Here is a 24,368-nt window from a genome sequence, read left to right on the forward strand (position 1 = left end):
GCCTCATTCTCCTTGCTGTACGATAGGTTGCTCTTCCATGATAAATTCTTCCACTTCAAAATGCACTTCCATATAAACTTTACCATTCTCTGATTTTTCATGCAAAATTTTTTCGGTTACGATGCGCGCGTCCTTCCCCGCTTCGCTCATAAGATCGGCCCGGGCCCGCTCCAGACCGATGGCTTTCGCTTCCGCCGGGTCCAGTTTCCGCTCTACTGTTTCGGAAGCCATAAGCTTCTCGCTCAGCCAACCGACAGGCAGCCTAAAAGAGCGCCACTGGAGCATTTTCTGCTCCGGAATCGTCTGATAGTGTTCGAATGGAAGCTTTCCGTAGCCGCTTACCTGGAGCCCTTTGGAGCCGAACACGAGATAATTCCGCGTCTTCGACTCGCCCGTATACGTTTCGTACGTTTGGACAATCGGCACCTCTATTTTGGAGGTGTACCAGACCATGCCTTTCACGTATCCGTCCGCTACGACGATCTTCTGATTCGCTTCGTCGCCAAGCGTACCGGAAATAAGCACGTCCCCTTTGCGGACGTAGGCATTGGGCTGGACGAGCGGACGGCCTCTTTTCGCCTGGATTTCCGTCACGACAGCGTGTTTGGACGCCACAAGATTGCGAGGGCTGACGAGCGGTTTTTCTTCCGGCTTGTCCGCTTCGACGATTTTAATCGTAACCTGAGTGCCCTTAATCTCCACCCCGACCCACGATGTGCCGGGCAGATGGGTTTGCAGGCCGAACGAAAGCTTCTCGGAATCGCCCATCCGGTATTTCCATTGATGTAGGTACAGCCCCTCTTTGCGGGCGGCATCCAGGATGGTTTGAGTCCCGATCTTTACATTGCCTTCCACCTTAATCGACCATACGAATGAGGACAGAATGAAAAGGGATGCGATAAAAGCGACGCCGCCGGCCAAAAAAGTTTTACGCTTGGCCAATTTCCGGGCAGCGAAGGGCAATCCCTCGCGCTTTAGCGGATGCATCCGGCAGCCTGTCTCTTTCAAAAGCGGCCGGAGACGCAGCGCATCCCGGCAAGGCAGGCAGAGCTCGACCAGCTTGTCTCCCGACACCCTTATGTCCCATAACGAAAGCCCTTTGGAAAGTGCACGGTTGATAAACTCCGCCGCTCTCTCGCCCTTCACTTCGATCTTCACATATCCTTGTATCCACTTTAACACCGCCGATTGCACGCCGAAACTCCCCTTTCCGGACCCGTTATGGCATATATCTGATATCCGCGATAATACCCTCGATAAGTACTTCTTCCGTTAAAATGGCGCGGATCACCAATTCCTTCCCGCTCACTTCAAGCTTCCCCCGTGTAAGCTGCAGACGCAGCATCTCGCTGGAAAAATGCAAAACCCCGCAGTGATTCTCCACATAAAGCTGGACGTTGCCGATCATCGTGATCCGGGGAATATCTTGTACGACATCCTGCGGAAGGTCGAGCATATTAGCAGTCATTTGCTTCCACTTTTGCGTGAGCCGGCGCATTCTCTCTCGTCCCTCCCAGCCTTTGCCCCATGCTTTCAGCACGCAGGCGCAAATTCAGGCGCTTCTTGTATAGACGCTGCTTTTTCCAATCTATGCGGGCCGTGCGTGATTTATGAGCGGTGTTTCGTCCCGAAGCGACAGAGGAAGATTCCCACGCGCAAGACGCCTCCAAACACCCTTGGGAGACTACTATTTTTCTGATGAGTAATAGAATGGAAAAGACCGTAGAATGCCTCTACGGGCATTCTACGGTCTTTGGGACGCCAGTGGGGCGGCACGGCTCGCTCAGGCACAAAAAAAGCCGTTCCGTCCGGTATTACCGGCGGAACGGCTTTTTAGCCCGTGGCGGGCCGAGTATTTCGGCCCAGATAACCCCCTGCACCGCCTGGCGCGGGTGCAGGTCGACACCGGCAGCGGGGCCCCCGCTGCCGGCAGTCTCTTCGCGCACGGCGCGCGTTTCACGCTTGCGCGGCGTCTCCGCCCGCACAGCGGAGCTTCCGCGGGCATCGCTGGCGGCAAAGCCGCCGCTGCGCCCGCGACCGGCCGCTGCAGGCTCGGCCGCGGTCCAATCGGCCGCCGCATCTTCGGCGGACCAATCACCGCGCCGGTCGGGCTCCCGGCCGCTCCCGGACGCAGGCCGGGTAGATGCAGCCGGACGGCGAGGAAGGCCCTGGCCGCTGAAATCCGGCATCCGGTTTGGATTGCCGGTCTTTTTGCGCTTGCCCGACAGCATGGAAACCAGGAAAATCCCGATCATTATAACGAAAAAGAAATTGTTTGCGATCAGTTCGATCAGACGCTCCATCATCACGCCCCCTTCCCCTGGGCAGTCTCAACATGAGATGCCCGGGTAACCTTCGGTGAAGCAACTAATAAAGGGATGCCGATTCCCTCCGAGACGGGGTAGAACCCGACCATCTGCCAGGCAAAGCCCGGAGATGTTTAGCCCCCTTTATTCTTTGCCTTCTTTGCCCTCTTCCGACATTTTGCCGATGGAACTGCGCATGTGCGTATCGGCATCGATATTTTTATAATTCATATAGTCCATTACGCCGAGCTTTCCGTTACGCATAGCGTCCGCCATTGCCTGAGGCACCTCGGATTCGGCCTCGACGACTTTTGCTCTCATTTCCACGACGCGGGCTTTCATTTCCTGTTCCTGGGCAACGGCCATGGCGCGGCGTTCTTCCGCTTTGGCCTGCGCGATCCGCTTGTCGGCTTCGGCCTGCTCGGTTTGAAGGTGCGCCCCGATGTTCTTGCCTACGTCGACATCCGCGATATCAATAGACAGGATCTCAAAAGCGGTACCTGCATCAAGACCTTTACCCAGTACGGTCCGGGAAATCATATCCGGATTTTCGAGAACGTCCTTATGAGAGCCGCTGGATCCGACAGTCGTAACGATCCCCTCGCCGACACGGGCAATAATCGTTTCTTCTCCGGCACCCCCGACGAGGCGGTCGATATTCGCCCGAACCGTTACCCGGGCGATAACTTTCACTTCGATCCCGTCTTTAGCAACCGCGGAAACGGTCGGCGTCTCGATGACACGCGGGTTTACGCTCATTTGAACGGCCTGGAGCACGTCACGACCGGCCAGATCGATGGCAGCCGCCCGTTCGAACGGCAGTTGGATATCCGCGCGGTGTGCCGCGATCAGGGCGTTGACAACGCGGTCAACGTTACCGCCCGCCAGATAGTGGCTTTCCAACTGGTTAATGTTCAGTCCCAGCCCGGCTTTCGTCGCTTTAATGAGCGGATTCACGATCCGGCTCGGAATAACGCGCCGCAACCTCATCGCAACCAGCGTCAAAATACTGATACGTACCCCCGATGCCAGAGCGGAAATCCAAAGCATAACCGGAACGAACGTGAAAAATACCATTAACAAAATCAGAACTACTGCGGCAATTAACAGATAAAAATAAGATTCCATGTGTCAAAAAACCTCCCTTTACGAAATTAAATGGCGCTCTGCCGGCTGTACCTTATTTTTCTGCGCCGGCTTCTTCTTCATGCACCACAACTCTGCTGCCTTCCACGAGAACGACCTTAACCAGACGGCCGGCAGGAATAAATCCGCCTTCCGTTACCACGTCCACCCGGTCTTCTCCGAATTGGGCTGTACCCGACGGACGAAGCGGCGTAAGCGAAGTTCCCGTCTGCCCCATAAGATGCAGCTTGAACGAACTGGACACGAAGCCTTGTTCGGTTGTCAGCTCCTCCTTGAGGATAAAACGGTTCCATACTCCCCTCGCGGGAAACTTCTTGACGGCGATAAAAAGAAGAACAGCCGCCGCAACGAAAGCGATGACAAGCAAAAGCGCCGCTGTCTGAGGGTTGTCGGCCGCTAGAATCACTCCGCTGAACAAGGAGATACTACCGGCTATACCGAGTATGCCGAAGCTCGGGATGACCAGCTCAAGCAGCAGAAGCAGCACGCCCAAAACGAACAGTCCGATATCTCCGGACCCCGCTCCCCCGACAAGATAATTGCCGAGGAAATACAGCCCGAAGCCGATAACCCCGATGGATCCGAGAAGACCGAACGTCCAGAAAAGCAGCTCGAGCCCGATTCCGACAATCCCGATCAGAAGCAGGATCGCGGCAACGGCCGGATGTGTCAGGAATCCGCCAAGCGCACTCGTAACGCCCTGCTGCGCCGCAGTTCCGGCTGATGCCGCCGCCAAACCGGGCAGGCAGCCGATTGATCCGAGGACCGTAGCGCAGCCCAGAAATGTCCTCCGTAAGCTGATCATGGCTTCTCCTCCTAACCCTGTAACTGTCTTATAGTCTTTTTTACGTAACGGAATGAAAAACGTTTCACTAAACGTTCATAAGTTGGCGGCAGATTCCGCTGACAAACCGGGGCAATCGCTTAGCTTGTTTGCGCAGCAGCCTCCATCGTTTTATTGTTTCCGACTATGAAAAAAGGCCGGAAGCATCACTGCTTCCGACCCCGTCGGTTTATTACAGGTTTTGTTGCACCAGTTGGTTAACTAATTTCCCATCAGCCCGACCTTTAACTTTCGGCATGAGCGCCGCCATTACTTTTCCCATATCCGCTTTGGAGGAAGCGCCAACTTCTTGGATGGTCTGCTTTACAATTGCGCTTACTTCTTCCTCTGTTAACTGCTGCGGCAGGTACTTCATTAGAATGTCGATCTCAGCGTGCAGGCTGTCGGCCAAATCGTCCCGGCCGGCGTTTTTAAATTCTTGGAGGGAATCTTTGCGTTGTTTGACTTCGCGATTCAGAACATCAAGCACTTCATTGTCATCTAAGGTTCGTCGCTGGTCTATCTCGATATTCTTGATAGATGCTTTTACCATACGGATTACGGAGAGTGTAAACTTGTCTTGACTCTTCATCGCTTGCTTCATATCATCGTTCAAACGTTCGCTTAAGCTCATGAACTTGGGTTGCCTCCTAGAACTTTCTCTTACGAGCAGCCTCAGATTTCTTTTTGCGCTTAACGCTCGGCTTCTCGTAGTGCTTGCGCTTTTTAATCTCCGCCAATACGCCATCCTTAGCAATGGAACGCTTAAAGCGGCGAAGTGCAGCATCTATGGTTTCATTCTTGCGAACTCGAGTTTCTGACACCAGTTTTCCCTCCCTCCGAACAGACCGTCCAATCAAAGCGGTTCATCAAACTTCATTATAGGGGAAAACGTTTCTAGGTGTCAACCTAAAAGCTTTACTCCTATGACAATAAATTCTATGAATTATCTTTGGGCTACTAGAGGACCCAAATTCGTGCCGCCGAGCAGGTGGTAATGGATGTGGAAAACCACTTGTCCGCTGTCGGGACCGCAATTGTTGATGAGCCGGTAGCCGCTCTCTTCGATGCCGAAATCCCGGGCGATTTGCTGTGCGGCCTTATGAACCGAACCGATCAGCGCCCAGTCTTCTTCTCCCGCGTCTTTCATCGAGGCGATATGCTTCTTCGGAATGATCAGGATATGAACCGGAGCGGCCGGCTGGATATCGTGAAAAGCCAGAACCTGCTCGTCCTCGTATACCTGCTTGGAAGGAATTTGTCCGTCTCTGATTTTGCAGAATAAGCAATCCACTGTTTCGTCTCCTCCTTTATCGAATCGTACATGCTCGTGTGCATAGGTTGGTATGTATATTATTTATCATACTGAATAACGGGTCAAAAAGAAAATAAAAAGTTAGCGCCGTTCCGGAAAAAAGTAAACCGCCGGAAGGCGTCTGTCCCTCCCAAGCGGTTATGGGGTTTGCATCAATAATACGGAAGCAGCGAAAGGGCCGTAAGAGCCACCAGAGGGAAGATCCCCGGGTAAAAGCGGCGCCGCGGATAATAAGGGTACCCGCCATACGGGAAATAGCCGTAGTAAGGGTAGCCGTAATACGGGTATCCCCAGCCGAACGCCCGTGTCTCGTTTTCACCGCCCGCTCTGCCGCCCACGGGAATGGCCAGGTATACATAATCATCGTCGAAGTTTTCTATAATTCCGTCATGCACCGTACCGTCGGTCAGCTGGATGAGAACATACCGGTATTTATGCTGCTGACACAAGGACTTCGCTTCGTGTTTCTGCATCAACGAACACCTCCTGTCTTCAACGTATGCACGGCTGGGCAAAAGGCCACTGTTTCGCGCTTTTATGTTGAAGGGGAGGCGAATCTGCGGAGCCGGGTCCGCACTCGCGCCCGAAACACGGCTCCGCCGCTTTTATGGATTGGAAGGCTTGCGCCTCATCTCCTTGTGGATTTTCTTCCACTTGTCCTTCTCCGCAGTTTGGAGGGATTTGCTTTCCTTGCGGGCCAGGAAGGCCAGCTCCTTCTGGAGCTTGACGTAGCTGTCATAGCGCGCCCGGTCCAGCGTCCCGTCTTCTATGGCGCCTCTCACGGCGCAGCCCGGTTCGCTGCTGTGGCGGCAGTCCGGGAAGCGGCAGGAGGCCGCCAGCGTCTCGACATCGTCGAACGATTGGCTGAGCCCGCTGTCCGCCTCCCACAGCTGAAGCTCTCGCATGCCGGGCGTATCGATCAGCACGCCCCCGCCGGGGAGCAGAAGAAGCTCGCGGTGGGTCGTCGTATGGCGGCCCCGGGCGTCGTCCTCCCGAATCGCGCCGGTGTCCATCGCCTCGCGGCCCAGCAGCGCGTTGATGAGCGTGGACTTCCCCGCTCCGGAGGACCCGGCGACTGCGGCCGTCCGGCCGATGCCGAGGTAAGCGGCGCGGAGGCCCTCCACCCCTTCGCCGAGGAGCGAGCTGACGGCATGGACCGGCACGCCCGGCGCTATGGCCTCCGTCTCGGCGACCCGGAGGGCCACTTCCTCGGGCGAGGCGCACAGGTCCGCCTTGCTGAGGATGATGACGGGAGAGGCGCCGCTCTCCCATGCCATGACGAGGTAGCGCTCCAGCCGGCGGAGATTATAATCCGCATTGAGCGCGTTAACGAGGAAGATGACATCGACGTTCGCGGCGACAATCTGCTCTTCGGTCACGTTGCCCGCCACTTTGCGGACGAACATGCTTTTTCTCGGCAGGACCCCGTGAATAGTGGCGCGGCCCTCTTCTTCGCGCACGCTTACAGCCACCCAGTCACCGACTGCGGGATAATCTCCCCGGCTGCGTGCCTGATAGCGCATACTGCCCGACACCTCGGCGAGCACTTCGCCGGATTCGGTTTTGACCCTGTACATTCTCTTATGTTCAAGCGCGACGCGGCCTGCCGTGAGACCTTCCGCCGACATACCCGTCAAAGCTTGCCGGAGCTCTTCGTTCCAGCCTAATTCAGTTAAATTCAATCCGTGAACACACCTTTCATCCTATCTGATTCCCAGTCTAGCAGGAAAAGGACCGAATTAACCGGGAAACAATCATTCATAGCTGTTTTTTACATCTCAGCCGCAAACGCAAAAAAGACCCGACGAAATTTCCATCGGGTCTCTCAGTTGAGCGTTATGTAACGCCTCACCACGTGACGGGAAAAGGCAAGCTGCAAATAGGCTGTCAAAAGCCGCCGGCTGAAGCGATTTCCCGTCGGACTGAACGCCCAACATTCATGGCAGGCCGTGCGGTATTCCGTTTACAGGACCTTCTCCTCTTCCGGCATACGCGGCAGCTCGACGGTTACGGTCGTTCCCTGGCCGAGCTCGCTCGTGACCTGCAGCGTACCTCCGTGCAGTTGGGCGATTTCCTGGCAAATCGACAGACCTAGGCCGCTGCCCGGCTGCCGGTTGTCGGCCTTGTAAAACTTCTCTGTCACATACTTCACCGCTTCCGGAGAAATCCCTTCGCCCTCATCTTCCACGATCAGCTGCACGAGACTGCCTTCCACGCGGGTCATGATGCGGATCACCCCGTTTTCCTGCGTGAATTTCATCGCATTGTCAAGCAAGTTGATCAACACCTGTTTGAGCCGGTTCTGATCTCCGAAAACGTAGAGGCTGTTCTCCGCAAGGGAAATTTGCAGCTCCATTCTACGCCGCTGGCAGTTCCCCGCAAACTGCTGGTAAATGTCCTTCACGAGGCGGTTGACGTCCACCGGTTCGCGGTGCATTTTCATATTGCCGGACTGGAGCTTGGAGAAATCGAGGAGATCTTCGACCAGCCCGATCAGACGGTCCGTTTCTTTGGAAATGACGGAAAGACCCGTAAGCGTTTCTTCCTTCTCGTTCAGGTCACCCGAAACCAGCGTCTCGCTCCAGCCTTTAATCGATGTCAACGGCGTCCGCAATTCGTGGGAGATGGAGGAAATAAATTCGTTCTTCAATCGGTCGTTGCGGAGAATTTCATCCGCCATGTAATTGAGCGTATCCGCCAGATGTCCGACCTCGTCGTCATGCCGTTTGACGGCCTTGTTGTGGAAGTCCCCCTGGGCCATGCTCTGGGCGACATCCGTGACTTCGCGGATAGGTCTCACGATCCGGTTGGCGAGAAGCAGACTGACCGCCAGCGATACGAGAATGACGGCCACGCCGATGCCGATGATGATCCAGGCTGTCCTCATAACCATCCGGTCTACCTGCTCGATCGAAGTCGTGTAGCGCAGGACGCCGACGACGCGATCCCCGTTCTTGAGGGGATAGGAAAGCGCCATGATCCTCTCTTTGGTGTCGGTGTTCAACCCGATCCACTTGCCGGGCTCTCCGAGCAGAGCGGACTGGACGTCCGACGTATCGATTTTCCGTTTGGAGGTAAACCCGTACGAATCCCGGATCAGATTCCCCTCAAGGTCCACGACCTCGACCCGGCTGATTTCGTCCTTCGCAAGCTCTTTTAAAATGTTGCGGGCCCTCTCCTGAAGAGGAGAAAGCGAATTGTAGCGGTTGTTGTAGTCGACTGTGAATTTGGCGCGTTCACTTAAGGCCTGAAGGGCGCTTCCGTAATAATATTGATAGATGGTCCCCAGAAACAAGCCTCCGAGAAGCAGCACAATAAATACGATGATCAGCAGAAAATTCCAGACAACTTTACTCCTTATGCTGCTCAAGGGCGGATTCCTTCTTCCAGAGGTACCCATAACCCCAAACGGTTTCGATATGTGCAGGGTGCGACGGATCTACCTCGATTTTTTGGCGGATACGGCGGATGTTGACGTCCACGATTTTCAAATCGCCGACAAAATGCTTGCCCCATACGGCATCCAAAATTTCATCCCGGGAAATTCCCTGGTCGGGCTGTTCCATGAACAGCTTCAGAATGGCGAACTCGGTCGGCGTGATATCGATTTCGGTCCGTCCCTTAAACAGTTTCCGTTCCTTCAATTGCAGCGTAAAGATGCCGGAGCTCAGGCTTTGTTTGGCCGACTCCTGCTCAGGAATTTCCAGCCTTCGGTACAGAGCCTTGATTCTCGCGATGAGCTCCACCGGGCTGAACGGCTTCGTGACGTAATCGTCCGCTCCGATCTCCAGACCTTCGGCTTTGTCCGTATCCTGCGATTTCGCGGTCAGCATGATGATGCCCATTTTCGGGTACATTTTCCGCAGCTGCGCGCATACGTCGAATCCCGATAATTGAGTCGGGAGCATAACGTCCAGAATGGCGATGTGAAAAGGGCCTTCATCCTTTACAAGCTGGAGGGCTTCCTCGCCCGTCGCCGCCTCCGTAACATCAATATCGTTGCGTTTAAGATTGATCCGGATAAATCCGCGGATCGATTCTTCATCTTCCAAAATCAGTACTCTCATTCCGGTCTCCCTCCCCTTCTTTAATAATAGACCGGCTTCAGCCGCTCCTGTATATCTTTCAATCCGAGTTTCATCTGGTTATATTCCTGCAAGGATTTGACGGACAGGTTCGTCGGCTTCTCCGGCAAAAACGCTACGGTTTTGCGCCCGTAAGACGTATCAAGCTCCACGAAGTCGATTTCCTTCTTCTGCAGCTCGTTCTTCATGTTCTCCCACTGCTCCGTCGGATAATACCGGATGGTCAGCAGCTCGGCTTTTTCCTTGCGGTTCGCGCTTAAATAATAAAAAGTCGTGTACCCGTCGGCACGATCGCTTTTGGACCGTTCCAGCGTAATTTTGCCTCTCCACGATTCGGGAAAATCAAACCGGTACGTGACATTGTTGTCGTAGTAATTTTCGTGCACCCATTTGAGCCCGTTCGCGCCGTCCCATTGATACCACTGGTGGATCCAGGGCATATCGGTCGGATTGCTGTTTTCGATAAAAGGAGGGATCTTAAGCAGCTCGATCTCCATAATACCGTCTCCGTTGACGTCCTGGGACCTTCCTTTGTATTCCTTGAAGGTTTGAACGTTCCCCTGTTCGTCCTTGACGCTGAAAACGTCTTTCAGTTTGCCGTTGTTCCAGACCAGGAGAGACGTATAGGACGTATTGGCGCCAAGCCCTGCGTCCACGAAAATTCCGTTCTGCGAGTCTGTCGCTTTGCCGATCACGACCTGGTAGTAGCCGTTGACGCCGCCGTCCATAGGCAGCTTCTGCATCAGCTTCTTCTCCCCGTTCTTAAACGAGTATAGAGAAGCGGAAGCGTCCAGCTTGTCGCGGTCGAGAAGCAGGGCGGCCACCTCAGGCACTCCGTCGCCGGTCAGATCGCCGATCGCGATCTCGGTGTACGGAATTTTCTCCATCTGGCTTACCACCGAACCTTTCATGGAATAAACGAACAATTCCTTGTTGAGGTTAACCGCCTCTCCGGCACTCCAGCCCACGAGCATTTCCGGAGCCCCGTCTCCCGTAACGTCCACGAAGTCGACGCGGTCGATTTCTCTGCCCAGCTCATGGATATCGGTGACCTTCCGCCATTCTTCGTTGACTTGTTCGAGAATGAGGGCCCCCAGTTCAAACTCGTTCTTCTGCAACCTGTAAAAGGCGACGGCTTCCTTCTGGTTGTCCCCGTTAAGGTCCACCTGGTAAATCGGGCCGGCCGCCGAGTTGTCGGGCAGCTTGAGCGGCGTGTTGAGCACCGCGCCCGGAGGCAGATAGTGGGTCACCGCCTCTTTGAGCTGATACAGGCTCGAGCTCATAGCCGGAGCCTTCAGCAAAGCGGCTGGAGAAGAAGATATGAGCTGGCAGCCACTGAGCAGCAGCATGGAGAGCCCGGCCGTCAGCAGGGCCGCTGCGGGTCGCGGTATCCATTTGATTCTTCTCTTCATGACATTCCCCTTTTCTAGTGCTGGTTCCATTATAGCAAAGTCGCCCCGGAAGCAGGACCTGAAAATTCTGCATGGACGCGAACGAAAAAACCGTCCGATGCCGGCAAATACGGCATGGACGGCTCGCTTCCGCCGGTTCGGCAGCCTTTCGCTAAGCCGGTACCGGGACACTCCATTATTTCGCAGCCAACAATTCCGGCACTGTAACAAACTGGTAACCCTGCGCCTGCAGATATTCGCAAATTCTGCGGGTGGCCTCCACGGTATTGCTGAGGTCCCCGCCTTTGCCGCCGAAGCTGTGCTGCAGAATGATGCTGCCGGGATGAATATGCTGTTTCACATTGTTCATAATCTGATCCGGCGTATTACCGGCCCAGTCTTTCGTGTCGATCGACCAGCCGATGATCAGCTGCCCCTGCTGGGCCGCTACCGCTTTGACGTTATCGTTGACGGCGCCGTACGGGGCACGGAACAGATAGGTTCCCTTGCCGAGCGCCTTCTTCAGCGCCTCGTCCGTGCTCGTCATCTGTTCGCGGGCCTGCTCGGGGGTCAGCTTAGGCAGCTGCGCGTGACTCCAGGTATGGTTGCCGACCGCGTGGCCCTCGTCCACGATCCGCTTCACCATATCGGGATATTTATCGACCTGGCGACCGACCAGGAAGAACGTCGCTTTCGCATTGTACTTGCTAAGCACTTCCAAAACCTGCGGCGTCCAGTGCAGGTCCGGACCGTCGTCGAACGTAAGCGCAACGAGTTTATTTTTGGTCGAAACCGAATAAATCGGCGAAGCCGTGTTTGCCGTCCCGCCGCCCTGCGGGGCTTTCGTTGTCTGCGGCGTCGGCGTAGGATCGGGCGTGGCCGTAGGATCGGGCGTAGGGTCCGGCTTCCGAGTCGGATCGGGCGTCGGTGTAGGATCGGGATGCGCACTCTTCTCCGGCTTCTTCTCCGGTTCATTCGCGGTCGGGACCGGAGTCGGACTTGGCGTAGCCGCCGTCTCTCCACTGGAGGGGCCGGTAGCCGTTTCTTTGGTCAACAATGCATGGCTGACATTGTATGCAATAAACAACCCCAGCGCTATCATAAGGACATAGCGCAGTCTGAATACTTTTCTTTTTTTCATGATTCCTTCCATCTCCCATTTGTTTCGTCGGCTGATGTCTATGAACCTACCAGCCTGTCTATGATTTCCAACACATAGGAACGACAGACGCGGCAAGGCGTCCTCTCCTGACTTCCCCGGGTCCGTTCCCTTCAACGTATTACCTTATCCTAAGTGTACTCCATCTTTCGACACAAGTAGTTACGAAACCATTACATTTAAACAAAGAAGCCGTTACGCTGCCGTTCCATTTGTAAAAAAATGTACAAGCATGACGAAAAAAGCTTCCGGCACAGGGGCCGAAAGCTTAAATATAGTGGAAGTTTTATTTCCTGTAAAGACCAATTTTTAGAGAGACTGGCAGGTCGGCTGCGAAACGTTTTGGCTTCGCGCACGCTCGATAAGCTCATACGCTCTCGCCACTTCTTCTTCCGTCGGCGTGCGGGCGTCTTTAAGCGGATAGTCTCTTTTGAGGAGATCCCACTTGTAAGCCCCCATCTCGTGATAAGGAAGAAGCTCGAATTTTTCCACGGTCGCCAGACCGGCCAGAAATGAACCGAACCGCTCCAGTTCGTCTTCCGTATCCGTCATTCCGGGAACGAGCACCCGCCGGATCCACATCGGCCTGCCGTGATCGGAAAGCCAGCGCGCCGTGCGCAGGATCTTGTCGTTGGGCTGGCTCGTCAGCGCGATATGCTTGTCGCGGTCCATCATTTTCAGATCAAGCAGAACGAGGTCCGTTTCTTCAAAAAGCTCGCGGACATGCTCGTGGCCCACTTCGCAAAAGCCCGAAGAGTCAAGCGCCGTGTTCACGCCGAAGCGTTCCTTGCACGCTTTGAAAAGCTCCGCGACAAACGCCGCCTGCAGCGTCGGCTCTCCTCCCGTTACGGTGATTCCCCCGCCTGACTTCCGGTAGTATGGAAGATAAGGCTCCATTTCGCTGAGGATTTCATCGACGGTCACCGTACGTCCTCCGCAGGTGTCCCACGTATCGGGGTTGTGGCAGTAGCCGCACTGCAGGGCGCATCCCTGCATGAAGAGAACAAACCGGATACCGGGGCCGTCTACCGTGCCGAACGTTTCGATGGAATGGATTCTGCCTTTCATGACTAACACGTCCTTTGCTTCGGCGTGCCCCGGTCCCTTTTACATGGCGCCGTGGAACGTCCGGTTAATAACGTCGAGCTGCTGCTCGCGGGTGAGTTTGATAAAGTTGACCGCATAGCCCGAAACCCGGATGGTGAGCTGCGGATACTGCTCGGGATGCTCCATCGCGTCCAGAAGCTGCTGCCGGTCGAATACGTTCACGTTGAGATGGTGCGCTCCGCTTTCGAAGTATCCGTCCAGCATATGGACGAGATTATCCTTACGCGTCTCCGGCTCTTTGCCGAGCGCTTTGGGCACGATCGAGAACGTGTTCGAGATGCCGTCCAGACTGTGCTCGTAAGGCAGTTTGGCGACGGAGCCGAGCGAGGCCAGCGCGCCTTTGCGGTCGCGTCCGTGCATCGGGTTCGCCCCTGGCGCAAACGGTTCGCCCGCTTTGCGCCCGTCTGGCGTGGAGCCGGTTTTTTTGCCGTAAACGACGTTGGACGTAATGGTCAGGACCGACTGGGTCGGAACCGCATCCCGGTAAGGTTTGTGCTTGCGGATCATACCCATGAACGCTTCGACGAGAGAAACGGCGATGGAATCGACGCGGTCGTCGTTGTTGCCGTACATCGGGTAATCCCCTTCGATTTCGAAATCGACGGCGATTCCTTTCTCGTTGCGGACCGGGCGCACTTGGGCGTATTTGATCGCGCTCAGCGAGTCGGCGACTACGGACAATCCTGCGATGCCGCAGGCCATCGTACGGACGATTTCCCGGTCGTGCAGCGCCATTTCGATCCGCTCGTAACAGTATTTGTCGTGCATATAGTGAATCACGTTCAGCGTGTTCATATACAGCTTCGCCAGCCATTCCATGACACCCTTGAATTTATGCATAACCTCGTCGTAATCGAGCACATCGGACGTAATCGGCACGCTTTCGGGTCCGATCTGGACCCCGAGTTTTTCGTCCACGCCCCCGTTAATGGCATACAGGAGAGCTTTGGCCAGATTGGCCCGCGCTCCGAAGAACTGCATCTGCTTGCCGATCCTCATGGCGGATACGCAGCAGGCGATTCCGTAATCGTCGCCGTAGAAAGGACGCATCAGGTCGTCGTTCTCGTACTGGATGGAACTCGTTTCGATCGAGACTTTGGCGCAGTACTTCTTGAACGCCTCCGGAAGCTGTTCGGACCAGAGTACCGTCAGGTTGGGCTCGGGAGCGGGACCCAGGTTATACAGCGTATGAAGGAACCGCATGGAGTTCTTCGTCACGCGGGTCCGGCCCGACAGGGACATGCCGCCGATGGACTCGGTCACCCAGGTGGGGTCGCCGCTGAACAGCTCGTTATAATCCGGCGTACGCAGGAATTTGACAATCCGCAGCTTCATGACGAAATGGTCGACCAGCTCCTGCGCCTGCGTTTCGGTCAAGGTTCCTTCGCGGAGGTCTCTTTCGATATAAATATCGAGGAAAGAGGACACCCGTCCCAGACTCATCGCCGCGCCGTTCTGTTCCTTGATCGCCGCCAGGTAGGCGAAGTACAGCCACTGGAACGCTTCGCGGGCATCGGAGGCCGGCCTCGTGATGTCAAAACCGTGGTCGGCGGCCATCTTCTTCAGCTCGCCGAGCGCCCGGATCTGCTCGGACAGCTCCTCGCGGGCACGGATGACATCCTCCGTGATCGCATCCACTTCGAGAAGAAGGAGATCCTTCTTCTTGTCGGCCACGAGGGCGTCGATGCCGTACAGCGCTACCCGCCGATAATCCCCGATGATCCGTCCGCGCCCGTAAGCGTCCGGCAAGCCCGTGATGATGCCGGCTTTTCTGGCGGCCCGCATGTCGCTGGTGTAGGCGTCGAACACGCCCTGGTTATGCGTCTTGCGGATATCGGTGAACAACCGGACCATGTCCTGCGGCAGCTTGAAGCCGTATGCTTCGCAGGCGTCCTCCATCATCCGGATGCCGCCGAACGGCTGCACGGAGCGTTTGAACGGCTCATCCGTCTGGAGCCCGACTACGCGTTCCTTGTCTTTGTCGAGATAGCCCGGTGCGTGGGAAACGATCGTGGACACGGTGTTCACGTCCACATCGAGCACGCCTCCATGCTCTCTTTCGCGCCGGGTCAGGTCCTTGACGACTTCCCACAACGCCTTCGTATCTTCCGTCGGAGGGGCAAGAAAAGCCTCGTCTCCCTCATAAGGCGTCAGGTTAAGCTCGATAAAGTCACGGACGTCGATCCCGTGCTGCCACTTTCCTTTACGGAACCCGCGGTATACTCCCTCTTCAGCAGACTTCATGCGCATCTCGCGCTCTTCGATAGCCATTTTTGTTCCCTCCTTGGAATGAACGGACGGGCCGCGGAGCGGCCGCCCGGCAAAGCTGATTTCGCTTGCGGCGCAAACGATCCTGCACGCGCCGTCATTGTCACTGTCTTTGCGTCCTTGTGCCCGTTTCACCGCACCGGCTGCCTTAACGCTGCTTCACGCTTATTCGGGCAGCAGGTAAGTTCCGGTCCGCTTGCTCAGATTCTGCCGTAGAAAGCGTCCCGGTACACTTCGGCCAGCTCGCTGACGAGCGGCATTTTCGGATTCGCGGTCGTGCATTGGTCTTCGAAAGCTTTATCCGCCAGGTACTCCACACGGCTTTCGAAATCGTCGGCGTCGAATCCGAGTTCTTTGAACGAAGCGGGGATGCCCAGCTTCTGATTCAGCTCGCGGATGGCGTCGATGAGGCTCTTGACGCCTTCCTCCGTGGTGGCGGCGGGAAGCCCCAGGAACCGGGCGATTTCGGCGTAACGCTCGTCGGCGCAGTAGTGCGAGTATTTCGGGAACGACGCGTATTTCGACGGCTTGGTCGCGTTATACCGGATGACGTACGGCATCAGGATGGCGTTGGTCCGTCCGTGCGCCGTTCCGTACTGCCCGCCCCACTTGTGAGCCAGGCTGTGGTTGATGCCCAGGAAGGCGTTCGCAAAGGCCATGCCGGCGATCGTGGACGCATTGTGCATTTTCTCCCTGGCCAGCTTGTCGGCCGTCGCATGGGACTGCTCCAGGTTGCGGAACACGAGCTTGATAGCCTGCAGGCAGAGCCCGTCCGTATAGTCGTTCGCCATGACGGAGACGTAAGCTTCGATCGCGTGTGTGAGCACATCCATGCCGGTATCGGCCACGGCTGTTTTCGGAAGCGAGTAAACGAACTCGGGATCGACGATGGCCACATCCGGCGTAAGCTCGTAATCGGCGAGCGGATATTTCGTGTGGCCGTTCTTTTTATCCGTGATGACGGCGAACGATGTCACTTCCGAACCGGTTCCCGAAGTCGTCGGAATGGCAACGAACTTCGCTTTCTGGCCGAGCTTCGGATATTTGAACGTCCGCTTGCGGATGTCCATGAACTTCTGCTTCAGCGAATGGAACGTGACGTCGGGATACTCGTAGAACAGCCACATCGCTTTGGCCGCATCCATCGGCGACCCTCCGCCTAGCGCCACGATGCAGTCCGGCTGGAAGGCGTTCATCATGTCCGTACCGCGATCCACGGTGTCGACCGAAGGGTCCGGTTCCACATCGCTGAAAACTTCGATGGCTACCGGCATCCGGCGCTGGCGCAAATAATGTTCCACGCGTTCCACGTAGCCGAGCTTCACCATCATCGGGTCGGTCACGATCAAAACACGGGTGATGTCCGGCATTTTCGCCAGGTACTGGGTGGCGTTTCTCTCGAAATAAATTTTCTCGGGTACTTTAAACCACTGCATATTCACCGTCCGGTGTGCGACTTTTTTGACGTTGATCAGGTTGACCGCCGTCACGTTCGAAGAAGTGGAATTGCGGCCGTACGAGCCGCAGCCTAGCGTCAGCGAGGGGATATTCGCGTTGTAGATATCCCCGATCGCCCCATGGGTCGAAGGCGCGTTTACGATAATGCGGCAGGTCGGCAGCTCCTTGGCGAAAGCGGCGATCACTCTTTCGTCGTTCGAATGGATGACCGAAGTGTGGCCGAGTCCGCCGAATGCCGCGATCTCCGCGGCCCGGGCGATGCCCGCTTGAGCGCTGGCGGCCGTGTAGCAGGCGAGCACGGGGCTCAGCTTCTCGGCGGACAGCGGGTAGGCCGGACCGACGCCGTCCAGCTCGGCGATCAGGATCTTCGTCCCGGCGGGAACCTCGAACCCCGCCATTTCGGCGATGCGTGCCGCCGGCTGGCCCACAATCGCCGCGTTCACGGCGCATCCGGCGTTCATGCCGAACTGGGACAGCTTCTTCGTTTCCTTGGCGCTCAGGAAATGGCAGCCCTGCGCCTTCAGCATCGCCTTGGCCTCCGCCGCGATCGCTTCGTCCAGGATAACGGCCTGCTCGGATGCGCAGATCATGCCGTTGTCAAACGTCTTCGAGAGAATCAGATCCGTGACTGCCTGGCGCAGGTCCGCGGTTCTCTCGATGAAGCACGGCACGTTGCCCGGGCCGACGCCGAGAGCGGGTTTACCGGCGCTGTAGGCGGATTTGACCATGCCCGAGCCGCCGGTAGCCAGAATCAGGGCCACTCCCTCGTGGTGCATAAGCTCGTGCGTCGCTTCCATGGAAGGCTTCTCCACCCACTGGATGCAATCTTTCGGCGCCCCGTGGCTCACCGCCGCTTCGTATAGAACGCGGGCCGCTTCGGAGCTGCATTTCTGCGCGGACGGATGGAAGGCGAAAATAATCGGGTTCCGCGTCTTCATCGCGATCAACGCCTTAAACATCGTCGTCGAGGTCGGATTCGTTACCGGGGTGACGCCGGCGATAATTCCGACCGGTTCGGCGATGGACGTAAGGCCGGTCGTCGGATCGTCGTCGATCACGCCGACCGTTTTGTCGTACTTCACGGAATTATGGATATACTCGGTCGCGAACAAGTTCTTGATGATCTTGTCTTCATATACGCCGCGCCCCGTTTCTTCCACCGCAAGCTTGGCGAGGTACATATGCCGGTCTACGCCGGCCAGCGCCATTTCCTGTACGATGCGGTCGACCTGGGACTGGTCCAAGCCTTCAAAAGCGGCCTGCGCTTTCTTCGCGTTCTGCACCAGCCGGTCTACCTGTTCTTTGGCCGCCGCAGCTGCGGGTTTTACGGTCTCATTTTCCTGTACAGCCATCTCTCCGCCTCCTCTGTTCTTTCTACACCTTCATTATAGGAGTTTGTGAATTTTTTCACTATGACATTTCTCACAGACAAAAAGAGCGGCTTAGCCTTATGGTGAAGACAAGAAACACGCGCGCGCTTTACCATCATCCGCAGGACCCGACAGGAGGAAATGACGATGAGCACAATAACCGTGGAACGTCTGCCGTATGCCGCAATGGACCCAGGCAGCCAGTTGTCCGACGCCCTATATTATTTGAAGCAGCAGCATGAATTTCTTGAGGCCGATCTGCTGGAGCTGCAAATGCTCGCACGCGGAATCGGAACGGCCGGAAGCCGGGATTCGCTCAAAACCGATTTAAACCAGCTGAAGGTGCGCGCCGAACGGTTCCTGAAGTTTTTCCAGCAGTATCAGCAGGATGAGCAGGAAACGCTTTTCCCGATCGTTGATTTGTACACGGGCGACAAAATGGGCCCTACCGCCGTGATGAAGCAGGAATACAACATGGCCGTCCACAATCTGCGCCTGTTCTTTCAGGCATTCAAAGAAGACAGTCATACTCTCGATCCCCTTTGCGCCAAACGTTCGGTATCCCACGTGCTCCAGTCGTGCTTCATTCTTCTTGAGCATATGCGGAAAGAAAAAGAATGGGTATTCCCTCTAGCCGAGCAGATGCTGACCGATATCGAACAGTTTTATTCGTAGAAAGCCGCTTTTCCCGAACAAAAGAAACCGGAGCCGCCGAATGCAGACGGAACTCCGGTTTTTTGCGTCCTTTTTCCTGAAAACGGAAGGTTTGCGTTGTATACGGACAGGCGTGGTAACAACATTGTATGGAAAATGTGATTTTTGTCATATATGATCTACGTCATATCCGGTATACTGGAAGTAGAAGTCAAAGAGGAGGGAAGCCATCATGAACACCGGCACAAATCCCGTTTACTATACGAATCCCCGCAACACGGCTGCCTTTAAGACGGAAAATTTGCAGAAGCTGACGGATATTATGCATGAGCAGAAGCTCCAACCCGGCGCCTACTTGTTTTGGGAAGGCGATACGGCTGACAAGCTTTATTTTATAAAAAACGGCCGGGTACGCGCTACGAAGTCTACGGACGAAGGCAAGGATCTCGTGCTTTACTTATACCAGCAGGGCGATCTGATCGGCATGATCGATCCCTATGACGACACGAAGCATTGGTACAGCGCGGAAGTGCTGGAAGAAACCCTGATCGGCGTGGCGCACAAGAAAGACGTGGAAATGCTGATCTGGCAGAGCGGCGAATTCGCTCTGGAATTTATGCGCTGGATGGGGCTCAGCCACCGGATGACGCAGACGAAATACCGCGATATGATGCTGTACGGAAAACCCGGAGCCCTGTGCTCCACTATCATCCGCTTGTCGAACACGTACGGCCGGCCCGAAGAAGACGGGACGATCCGCATTACGAAGAAGCTCACCCACTCGGAGCTGTCGGATATGATCGGCTCCACCCGCGAAAGCGTGAACCGCATGTTCAGCGACCTGCGCAAAGCCCAGGCCATTGAAATGGACAACGGCTATATCGTCATTCGCGACCTGAATTATTTAAGGGGCATTTGCCACTGCGAAAACTGCCCCATAGAAGTGTGCCGGATGTAACCGGCACACTTTTTTTATTTGGGCCGGACGAGGCGGCTCCCCGTGTCGTGCGGCGCTGAACTATCCGGGCGCCCCCGCGAGCGGGGCCAAACTCTGCCGGCACGGGGTAGCCTGGGCGTGGGAATCCCGGAGGCGTGGTCCGGCATGACATGGTGCGGGCGGATAGCGGAAGCATGGGGACGGAGAGCCCGGAGGCGTGGTCCGACACGGCAAGGCGCAATCGCAAGCGCGGGCGCATGGCGGCGAAAGGCCATCCCCTAAGCGGGATGAACGCCCCCTGTCACGCGGCGGCGGGCCGCAAAAAAAAAACTCCCCGATTGGAATCAGGGAGTTTTCTGCGCTTGCAGGGCTGTTATGCCTGCGCCCTAAGCTTTCAGCTTTCCGTCCGCCCGTTTCGCAGGCGAAATGAAGTAATACAGCAGCCCGACAAACACGGCCCCGCCGACAATGTTTCCCAGCGTTACCGGGATCATGTTGTGGAACCAGCCGGCCAGGGTAACCGTTTCGGGATGCGGGAGAATCAGGGCCAGCCCGAGCACGGTCATATTCGCCACGCTGTGCTCATATCCCGATGCGATAAACCCGTACAGCATCCAGAAGATGAGGATCAGCTTCGCCGTGTCCTCCTTGGCTCTCATCGAAGTCCAGATCGCCAGGCAGACGAACCAGTTACAAAGAATGCCCCGGAAAAACAACTGCGTGGTGTCCATGTTCATTTTTTTGGCGGCGATGGTCATTAACAAGTGATCCGGCTTAATATTGGCAAACACCCCGGCACCGACGACGAGCAGAACGAGGACCATGGCCCCCGTCAGGTTTCCCAGGTAGCACCAGAACCAGTTGACGAGCGTATCCTTCCACGTGACTTTGCGCGAAAGCGTCCCGATAGTGAAATACATGTTATTCCCCGTAAAAAGCTCCGATCCTGCAAAAATCACCAGTGTGAGCGCGACTCCGAACGACAGGCCCATAACCGTTGTCGTAACCGGCGACTTTGCGGCAAATAGCGGGGCCCCTACGGAAAAGATAAGGACGATACCGAGTCCCACGTAAGCGCCAGCCAGACCGGCCGCCGTCAGGTAGCGAAGAAGACTTTCGGAGAGAAAGTTCTTTTTCTGCGCGGCCGCGGCGGCCATTTTTTCCACGGTTTCAGTAAACATTATGCGTCATCTCCTCGCGGGTTGAAAGCGTGTTAATCCGGACGAAGGATGTTCCGTGCAAGCCTCTTGTACGTACAAGCCGGCAGGGCGGAACTACGGCCTGAAGGGGCATTACAGCCCGATCCAGACATGCCCCCCGTCGAGTTTCACCGGATAAGTTTTCACCTGTCCCGTATCCGGCGCCTGCACTTTACCGTCCAGCAGGTTGATTTTCCAGTCATACAGAGGATCGTAAAGCAGGTCCCCCGATACCATCCCTTCGCAGAGAGGCCCCCCTTTGCGGTGAGGACTCCGGTTCTGGAGTGCGAAGAGACGGCCGTCCGTCAAATGAAACACGGCGATTTCTTCTTCTCCCACGAAAACGGTCTTTCCCAGCCGGGCCGGAAAATCACCCTGTCTGCCGATGCAAACGTAGGTTTCCGGTTTTTCCTGAAGCTGTTGGTTCATCGATTTCTCCTCCTTTTGGGGGGCTGCTCGGCAGCCCCTGTATGTCAGATCCGCTTTATTCCGCCGGCGGCCCTACCGGCACATTGACGCCTTCATACAGTTCCTGACGGAGCTGGCGGTCGCCGATCACTTTTTGCCAAGGATCGTGGGCGCGGGTCAGGGCGATCTCCATGCGGTTTACAAGCTCCCGCCGGTTCGCTTCATCCGTGATCGCTTGGTTTTGGATATAAGCCAATCCCAGCCGCTCAACCCAATCCGATGTTCTTTCCAAGTAATTCGCGGTTTCCCGGTAAAACTGGATCAGCGACGAAGTAATCTCCAGAAGTTCCTCATCCGTCTTCACCTTTACCGCAAGATCGGCAAGCCGCGGTTTGATTCCCCCATTACCGCCGATGTAAATCTCCCAGCCGCCGTCATTGCCGACGATTCCGATATCCTTGGTGCACGATTCGGCACAGTTGCGCGGACAGCCGTTCACGGCCATTTTAAACTTGGCGGGCATGTCGATCCGTTCGAATTTCTTCTCCAGCAGTTGACCCATCCCCATCGAATCCTGGGTGCCGAACCGGCAGAAGGTCGAGCCTACGCACGTTTTGACCGTCCGGAGCGCTTTTGCGTACGCGTAGCCCGATGGCATACCAAGCTCTTCCCAGACTTTCGGCAGATCTTCCTTGCGGACGCCCATCAGGTCGATCCGCTGCCCGCCGGTCATTTTGACGGCACGGACGTTATATTTCACGGCGACATCGCCGATCCGTTTCAGCTCTTCCGCCGAGCTTAAGCCGCCGTACATCCGCGGTACGACCGTATACGTGCCGTCCTTGTTGATGTTCGCATGCAGACGCTCGTTGACGAATCTCGATTCTTTCTCGTCCACGTAGGTTTCCGGCCACAGCATCGTCAAGTAGTAGTTGAGCGCAGGCCGGCACTTCGAGCAGCCCTCGGGGTTGCTCCATTGGAGAGCGGCCATGGTCTCCCGGGTCGTCGTCAGCTTCCGCTCACGCATGGCGGCGACAATTTCATCCCGGCCGAGCTGCGTGCAGCCGCAGATGCCATGGGCCGCTGCGCCCGCTTCGTAGCCGTCTCCCAGCACGCCGGCCAGAATCTGCTCGACAAGCGGCTTGCAGCCTCCGCACGAGCGGCAAGCTCCGGTGCAGGCTTTCACTTCGTCGACTGTCTTAAGACCCTGTTCGCGGACTGCCTCCACGATGGTTCCTTTCGTCACCCCGTTGCAGCCGCATACGATATCATCGTCGGCCAGAAGCTCCGCCCCGCCGCCGCTTTCCTCTCCTGCGGTAGTTCCCATCAGGGCGGCGTGCACATCTTCGGTCATTTCGCGGCCGCTTCGTATCCACTGCTGAAGCTGGGTCGCCTGGCTGACATCGCCGAACAGCACGCCGCCTACGATCCGGCTGCCGCGGACGAGCACTTTTTTATAAACGCCTCTCCAGTCATCCTGCATTTTGACGATCGTAAGATCCGGTTGATCCAGAAACTCGCCGGCCGAGAATACGTCCACCCCCGATATTTTCAGCTTGGTGGCCAGCACCGTTCCCTCGTAAGGAGCCGTCTGCGTCCCGCACAAATGCTTGGCGAGCACGCTGCCCTGTTCAAAAAGCGGGGCGACAAGCCCGTAACACACGCCGCGGTGCTCGCAGCATTCGCCGACGGCATACACGTCCGGCGCCGAGGTCCGCATGAAATCGTCCACGACGATTCCGCGGTTGACCTCCAGGCCTCCGGCCGCGCCCAGAGCGCTGTTCGGCTTAATTCCCGCCGCCATGACGACAAAGTCCGTTTCCAGCACGGTTCCGTCCGTAAACGACAGCCCTTCGACGCGCACGCCGCCGGTGAGCTCCTTCGTCTGTTTCCCCATCGCGAAACGCAGTCCCTGGCGTTCCAGCTCCGCCCGCAGCATCCCCGAAGCAGCCGGGTCCAGCTGGCGTTCCATCAGATCGTCCATCAGATGAACGACCGTCACTTCCATGCCCAGCTTCGAAAGGCCCTTGGCCGCTTCGAGTCCGAGAAGACCGCCGCCGATGACGGCCGCTTTTCGATAAGTCCGGGCCGCTTCCGTCATCGCTTCGCAATCCGCAATGTCGCGGAAACCGACGACTCCCTCTTTATCCGCACCCGGAACCGGCAAAATGAACGGCTTCGAGCCCGTCGCCAAAATCAGCACGTCATAAGGAAGAACATCCCCGCGGTCGGTCGTAACCGTTTTGGCCGTCGTATCCAGCGCAGTCGCTGTCGTCCCCGTCAGAAGCTCAATGCCGTTTTCCCGGTACCAGTTCCAATCGTTCAGGACGATTTCATCCGTCGTTTTGCTGCCCTCAAGCACATAAGAGAGCTGAATCCGGTTGTAATTCGGGTGAGGCTCGCTCCCCACAATCGTTATATCAAACAAGCCGGTGTTGATTTTTAAAATCTGCTCGATCACACCCACTCCAGCCATTCCGTTTCCGATAAGCACCAATTTTCTGCGATTCATTACCTAACGCCCCCTACCTTGGTCGCTCTTTGAAAAGTTCCACTTGTGAAATTAAGCACATACTTAGTATAAACGTCTTCGGTATCGGTCAGATGTGAGAAAAGTCACAGGACAGGAAACAGATGTGATCATCACTTGAAGGAAATGTGAACAGATCCGGCCACCCTACAAAAAAAAGCACACTCGCACCGTTAAACGGGGAATGTGCTTTCTTGGCCGGTTTCTTGGAC

General features: G+C 56.2%; 22 protein-coding genes. 2 read left to right on the forward strand and 20 right to left on the reverse strand.

All coding sequences use genetic code 11. The annotated features are described in order from the left end of the window. Window positions 1-3: 3 nt before the first annotated feature. From yqfD to adhE, 17 genes are all read right to left on the reverse strand, one after another. Window positions 4-1,194 carry a sporulation protein YqfD gene (yqfD, locus tag KVT34_RS07430; protein WP_217557945.1) on the reverse strand — a complete coding sequence of 397 codons (1,191 nt, stop codon included), beginning with the start codon at window positions 1,192-1,194 and terminating at the stop codon, window positions 4-6. Window positions 1,195-1,219: 25 nt separating this feature from the next. Then, a complete protein-coding gene (yqfC, locus tag KVT34_RS07435) occupies window positions 1,220-1,498 on the reverse strand; it encodes a sporulation protein YqfC (protein WP_042230050.1) in 279 nt (92 codons plus the stop codon). 316 nt (window positions 1,499-1,814) lie between these two features. Beyond that, window positions 1,815-2,309 (reverse strand): hypothetical protein, encoded by a 495-nt coding sequence (locus KVT34_RS07440; RefSeq protein WP_217557946.1) that lies wholly within the window; start codon window positions 2,307-2,309, stop codon window positions 1,815-1,817. Between the two features lie 141 nt (window positions 2,310-2,450). Next, complete coding sequence (floA, locus tag KVT34_RS07445) at window positions 2,451-3,434, reverse strand: flotillin-like protein FloA (protein WP_217557947.1); 984 nt, start codon at window positions 3,432-3,434, stop codon at window positions 2,451-2,453. 52 nt (window positions 3,435-3,486) lie between these two features. Then, window positions 3,487-4,257, reverse strand: coding sequence for an NfeD family protein (locus KVT34_RS07450; RefSeq protein ID WP_217557948.1), 771 nt, complete (start codon window positions 4,255-4,257; stop codon window positions 3,487-3,489). A 211-nt stretch (window positions 4,258-4,468) separates the two neighbouring features. Further along, a complete protein-coding gene (locus tag KVT34_RS07455) occupies window positions 4,469-4,909 on the reverse strand; it encodes a GatB/YqeY domain-containing protein (protein ID WP_217557949.1) in 441 nt (146 codons plus the stop codon). A gap of 16 nt (window positions 4,910-4,925) precedes the next feature. Then, window positions 4,926-5,099 (reverse strand): 30S ribosomal protein S21, encoded by a 174-nt coding sequence (gene rpsU, locus KVT34_RS07460; RefSeq protein WP_024094532.1) that lies wholly within the window; start codon window positions 5,097-5,099, stop codon window positions 4,926-4,928. Window positions 5,100-5,221: 122 nt separating this feature from the next. Then, window positions 5,222-5,569 carry a histidine triad nucleotide-binding protein gene (locus KVT34_RS07465; protein WP_009675046.1) on the reverse strand — a complete coding sequence of 116 codons (348 nt, stop codon included), beginning with the start codon at window positions 5,567-5,569 and terminating at the stop codon, window positions 5,222-5,224. A 173-nt stretch (window positions 5,570-5,742) separates the two neighbouring features. After that, window positions 5,743-6,063, reverse strand: coding sequence for a hypothetical protein (locus KVT34_RS07470; protein ID WP_217557950.1), 321 nt, complete (start codon window positions 6,061-6,063; stop codon window positions 5,743-5,745). A 132-nt stretch (window positions 6,064-6,195) separates the two neighbouring features. Then, window positions 6,196-7,272, reverse strand: coding sequence for a ribosome small subunit-dependent GTPase A (gene rsgA, locus KVT34_RS07475; RefSeq protein ID WP_217557951.1), 1,077 nt, complete (start codon window positions 7,270-7,272; stop codon window positions 6,196-6,198). A 281-nt stretch (window positions 7,273-7,553) separates the two neighbouring features. Continuing rightward, window positions 7,554-8,960 (reverse strand): HAMP domain-containing sensor histidine kinase, encoded by a 1,407-nt coding sequence (locus KVT34_RS07480; RefSeq protein ID WP_217557953.1) that lies wholly within the window; start codon window positions 8,958-8,960, stop codon window positions 7,554-7,556. After that, a complete protein-coding gene (locus KVT34_RS07485; protein ID WP_009675036.1) occupies window positions 8,941-9,657 on the reverse strand; it encodes a response regulator transcription factor in 717 nt (238 codons plus the stop codon). The genes KVT34_RS07480 and KVT34_RS07485 overlap by 20 nt, the downstream gene beginning before the upstream one ends. Window positions 9,658-9,677: 20 nt before the next feature. Next, window positions 9,678-11,087 (reverse strand): hypothetical protein, encoded by a 1,410-nt coding sequence (locus KVT34_RS07490; protein WP_217557954.1) that lies wholly within the window; start codon window positions 11,085-11,087, stop codon window positions 9,678-9,680. A gap of 175 nt (window positions 11,088-11,262) precedes the next feature. Continuing rightward, entirely contained in the window at window positions 11,263-12,207 is a 945-nt protein-coding gene (locus tag KVT34_RS07495) for a polysaccharide deacetylase family protein (protein ID WP_254634641.1), read from the reverse strand. A gap of 327 nt (window positions 12,208-12,534) precedes the next feature. Continuing rightward, entirely contained in the window at window positions 12,535-13,293 is a 759-nt protein-coding gene (pflA, locus tag KVT34_RS07500; protein ID WP_217557956.1) for a pyruvate formate-lyase-activating protein, read from the reverse strand. A 39-nt stretch (window positions 13,294-13,332) separates the two neighbouring features. After that, a complete protein-coding gene (gene pflB, locus KVT34_RS07505; protein WP_217558528.1) occupies window positions 13,333-15,603 on the reverse strand; it encodes a formate C-acetyltransferase in 2,271 nt (756 codons plus the stop codon). 197 nt (window positions 15,604-15,800) lie between these two features. Next, complete coding sequence (gene adhE, locus KVT34_RS07510; RefSeq protein WP_217557957.1) at window positions 15,801-18,410, reverse strand: bifunctional acetaldehyde-CoA/alcohol dehydrogenase; 2,610 nt, start codon at window positions 18,408-18,410, stop codon at window positions 15,801-15,803. Window positions 18,411-18,575: 165 nt separating this feature from the next. Here adhE and KVT34_RS07515 point away from each other — a divergent pair, with 165 nt between their 5' ends. Continuing rightward, window positions 18,576-19,103, forward strand: coding sequence for a hemerythrin domain-containing protein (locus tag KVT34_RS07515; RefSeq protein ID WP_217557958.1), 528 nt, complete (start codon window positions 18,576-18,578; stop codon window positions 19,101-19,103). A 211-nt stretch (window positions 19,104-19,314) separates the two neighbouring features. Beyond that, window positions 19,315-20,040 carry a Crp/Fnr family transcriptional regulator gene (locus tag KVT34_RS07520; protein ID WP_217557959.1) on the forward strand — a complete coding sequence of 242 codons (726 nt, stop codon included), beginning with the start codon at window positions 19,315-19,317 and terminating at the stop codon, window positions 20,038-20,040. Window positions 20,041-20,405: 365 nt separating this feature from the next. Here the strand turns inward: KVT34_RS07520 and KVT34_RS07525 are convergent, their stop codons facing one another. The 3 genes from KVT34_RS07525 to nirB all read right to left on the reverse strand — a co-directional run bounded on the left by KVT34_RS07525 (window position 20,406) and on the right by nirB (window position 24,138). After that, window positions 20,406-21,200 (reverse strand): formate/nitrite transporter family protein, encoded by a 795-nt coding sequence (locus KVT34_RS07525; protein ID WP_217557961.1) that lies wholly within the window; start codon window positions 21,198-21,200, stop codon window positions 20,406-20,408. A gap of 111 nt (window positions 21,201-21,311) precedes the next feature. After that, window positions 21,312-21,647 carry a nitrite reductase small subunit NirD gene (gene nirD, locus KVT34_RS07530; protein WP_217557962.1) on the reverse strand — a complete coding sequence of 112 codons (336 nt, stop codon included), beginning with the start codon at window positions 21,645-21,647 and terminating at the stop codon, window positions 21,312-21,314. Between the two features lie 55 nt (window positions 21,648-21,702). Then, a complete protein-coding gene (nirB, locus tag KVT34_RS07535; RefSeq protein WP_217557963.1) occupies window positions 21,703-24,138 on the reverse strand; it encodes a nitrite reductase large subunit NirB in 2,436 nt (811 codons plus the stop codon). Window positions 24,139-24,368: the final 230 nt, after the last annotated feature.

Origin of the sequence: Paenibacillus sp. GbtcB18 (assembly GCF_019091125.1) — a bacterium.
In the GTDB taxonomy this organism is placed as follows: domain Bacteria; phylum Bacillota; class Bacilli; order Paenibacillales; family NBRC-103111; genus Paenibacillus_F; species Paenibacillus_F chitinolyticus.

What these genes read in the sequence shown, in the direction of transcription:
- yqfC (WP_042230050.1), bottom strand. Translation starts at nt 1,498, where the DNA reads ATGCGCCGGCTCACGCAAAAGTGGAAGCAAATGACTGCTAATATGCTC.
- floA (WP_217557947.1), bottom strand. Translation starts at nt 3,434, where the DNA reads ATGGAATCTTATTTTTATCTGTTAATTGCCGCAGTAGTTCTGATTTTG.
- KVT34_RS07450 (WP_217557948.1), bottom strand. Translation starts at nt 4,257, where the DNA reads ATGATCAGCTTACGGAGGACATTTCTGGGCTGCGCTACGGTCCTCGGA.
- KVT34_RS07455 (WP_217557949.1), bottom strand. Translation starts at nt 4,909, where the DNA reads ATGAGCTTAAGCGAACGTTTGAACGATGATATGAAGCAAGCGATGAAG.
- KVT34_RS07470 (WP_217557950.1), bottom strand. Translation starts at nt 6,063, where the DNA reads ATGCAGAAACACGAAGCGAAGTCCTTGTGTCAGCAGCATAAATACCGG.
- KVT34_RS07485 (WP_009675036.1), bottom strand. Translation starts at nt 9,657, where the DNA reads ATGAGAGTACTGATTTTGGAAGATGAAGAATCGATCCGCGGATTTATC.
- KVT34_RS07490 (WP_217557954.1), bottom strand. Translation starts at nt 11,087, where the DNA reads ATGAAGAGAAGAATCAAATGGATACCGCGACCCGCAGCGGCCCTGCTG.
- KVT34_RS07495 (WP_254634641.1), bottom strand. Translation starts at nt 12,207, where the DNA reads ATGAAAAAAAGAAAAGTATTCAGACTGCGCTATGTCCTTATGATAGCG.
- pflA (WP_217557956.1), bottom strand. Translation starts at nt 13,293, where the DNA reads ATGAAAGGCAGAATCCATTCCATCGAAACGTTCGGCACGGTAGACGGC.
- pflB (WP_217558528.1), bottom strand. Translation starts at nt 15,603, where the DNA reads ATGGCTATCGAAGAGCGCGAGATGCGCATGAAGTCTGCTGAAGAGGGA.
- adhE (WP_217557957.1), bottom strand. Translation starts at nt 18,410, where the DNA reads ATGGCTGTACAGGAAAATGAGACCGTAAAACCCGCAGCTGCGGCGGCC.
- KVT34_RS07515 (WP_217557958.1), top strand. Translation starts at nt 18,576, where the DNA reads ATGAGCACAATAACCGTGGAACGTCTGCCGTATGCCGCAATGGACCCA.
- KVT34_RS07520 (WP_217557959.1), top strand. Translation starts at nt 19,315, where the DNA reads ATGAACACCGGCACAAATCCCGTTTACTATACGAATCCCCGCAACACG.
- KVT34_RS07525 (WP_217557961.1), bottom strand. Translation starts at nt 21,200, where the DNA reads ATGTTTACTGAAACCGTGGAAAAAATGGCCGCCGCGGCCGCGCAGAAA.
- nirD (WP_217557962.1), bottom strand. Translation starts at nt 21,647, where the DNA reads ATGAACCAACAGCTTCAGGAAAAACCGGAAACCTACGTTTGCATCGGC.
- nirB (WP_217557963.1), bottom strand. Translation starts at nt 24,138, where the DNA reads ATGAATCGCAGAAAATTGGTGCTTATCGGAAACGGAATGGCTGGAGTG.